This is a genomic window from Bradyrhizobium sp. MI1.4, from assembly GCF_055811315.1.
The window spans coordinates 1-2,065 of the sequence record NZ_JBVVPP010000116.1; the positions used below are offsets into that span (position 1 = coordinate 1).

Genomic DNA, 2,065 nt, shown 5'->3' on the forward strand with positions numbered 1-2,065 from the left:
GCCGGCGATGGCGTGCCGGTGGTGGTCGACCGCCTGACCGGTGAGCGCAGAACGGCGCAGATCTTCGTCGCCGTGCTCGGCGCATCGAGCTTCACCTACGCGCAGGCGACGTGGACGCAGGGGCTCGCCGACTGGATCAGCGCCCATGTTGGCGCCTTCGCGGCGATCGGCGGCATACCGGCGCTGGTGGTGCCCGACAACACCAAGGTCGCGGTCATTAAGGCGAGCCTGTACGACCCGCAGATCAATCGTACCTACGCGGAGATGGCGGCGCATTACGGCACCGCCATCTTGCCGGCGCGGCCGCGCAAGCCGCGCGACAAGGCCAAGGTCGAGCAGGCCGTCCTCATCGTCGAGCGCTGGCTGCTCGGCCGCCTGCGCCATCGCACCTTCTACAGCCTGGCCGAGGTCAATGCGGCGATCGGCGAACTGCTCACGAGGCTGAATGAGGAACGGCCGATCCGGCGGCTCGGCGTGACACGCCGCCGGTTGCTCGAGGAGGTCGACCGGCCGGCGCTCAAGCCATTGCCGGCGTCCCCCTATGTCCTCGCCGAGTGGCGGATCCGCCGCGTCAGTCTCGATTACCACGTCGAGGTGGAGAAGCATTACTACAGCGTTCCGCATCGCTTCGCCCGCGCCGAGGTCGAGGTGCGGTTCACGGCCCGTACCGTCGAGATCTTCCACAAGGGCGAGCGGATCGCCGCGCATCAGCGCATGAGCGGCAATCACAAACACACCACCGTGCCGGAGCACATGGCCTCCAGCCATCGGCGCTACGCCGGCTGGACCATCGCGCGTATCCGCCAGGACGCCGCCGCGATCGGGCCGGCGACCAGCGCGTTGTGCGACCTCATTCTCGACGAGCGCTCGCACCCCGAGCAAGGCTTCCGCGCCTGCCTCGGCATCCTCAGGCTCGCCGCCTCCTATGGGCGCGAACGGCTGGACGCCGCGGCTGCGCGGGCAATCGACATCGGCGCGCGCACCTATGGCTCGGTCAAGTCGATCCTCGCCAACAATCTCGATCGGCGTTCTGCTCACCAGCGTTCCGCGGACGATGCGCCGATCCTGCATGCCAACATCCGCGGACCGCGCTACTACAATTAGGAGATCATCCCTTGCTCACCCATCCGACCCTCGACCGCCTCAACGCCCTCGGCCTCCACGGCATGGCCAAGGCCTTCGCCGACATCGAAGCCACCGGTGAGGCCGCAAGCCTCGGTCACACCGAATGGCTTGCGCTGCTGCTCGAACGTGAAGCCTCGCTGCGGCACGACAAACGGCTCGCCACTCGCCTGCGCTACGCCAAGCTGCGCCAGCAGGCGTGCGTCGAGGACATCGACTACCGCACCCCGCGCGGTCTCGACCGCCCGCTGTTCGCTAAGCTTGTCGAGGGCCGCTGGATCGACGACCACGTCAATCTCCTGATCTGCGGCCCGGCCGGCGTTGGCAAGAGTTGGCTCGCCTCGGCGCTCGGCCACAAGGCCTGTCGCGACAATCGCTCCGTGCTCTATCAGCGCGTCCCGCGACTGTTCGACGATCTGGCGCTCGCCCGCGGCGACGGCCGCCATCCACGCCTGTTGCGCGGCCTTGGCCGTGTCGATCTGCTGATCCTCGATGATTGGGGACTCGAGCCGCTCGACGCCGGTGCCCGTCACGACCTCCTGGAAATCCTCGAAGATCGCTACGGTCATCGCTCCACCATCGTCACCAGCCAGCTCCCCGTGGACCAGTGGCATCTGCTCATTGGAGATCCCACCTATGCCGACGCCGTGCTCGATCGCCTCGTCCACAATGCCCATCGGCTCGACCTCACCGGTGAGAGCCTGCGCCGAACCCGGCAATCCGCCCGAAAGACCTGAGCCCGTGGCGCTGTGGACATGCCGCTGCGCTTGGACAACGCAATCGCGTTGCCCACATGCCCACAGCAACTGCAGAAGAAGAAAAACAGGTTGAAGTCGCGATTCCAGATTGACCACGCGGCTTGACCGATGCCAGAGAACCAGCCGGCCAGAACGCCTCGCCGCTGGGCGAGATCAAATCGGAAAGGTGGGCGACATCGTCTCGG

General features: G+C 66.8%; 2 protein-coding genes. Both read left to right on the forward strand.

The window, feature by feature from the left end:
• Nucleotides 1-1,104 (forward strand): IS21 family transposase (istA, locus tag AC0L23_RS39820; RefSeq protein ID WP_473358404.1); only part of this gene is annotated, 1,104 nt, incomplete at its 5' end.
• Nucleotides 1,105-1,115: 11 nt separating this feature from the next.
• Complete coding sequence (gene istB / locus AC0L23_RS39825; RefSeq protein WP_007605871.1) at nt 1,116-1,859, forward strand: IS21-like element helper ATPase IstB; 744 nt, start codon at nt 1,116-1,118, stop codon at nt 1,857-1,859.
• The last annotated feature ends 206 nt before the right edge of the window (nt 1,860-2,065 follow it).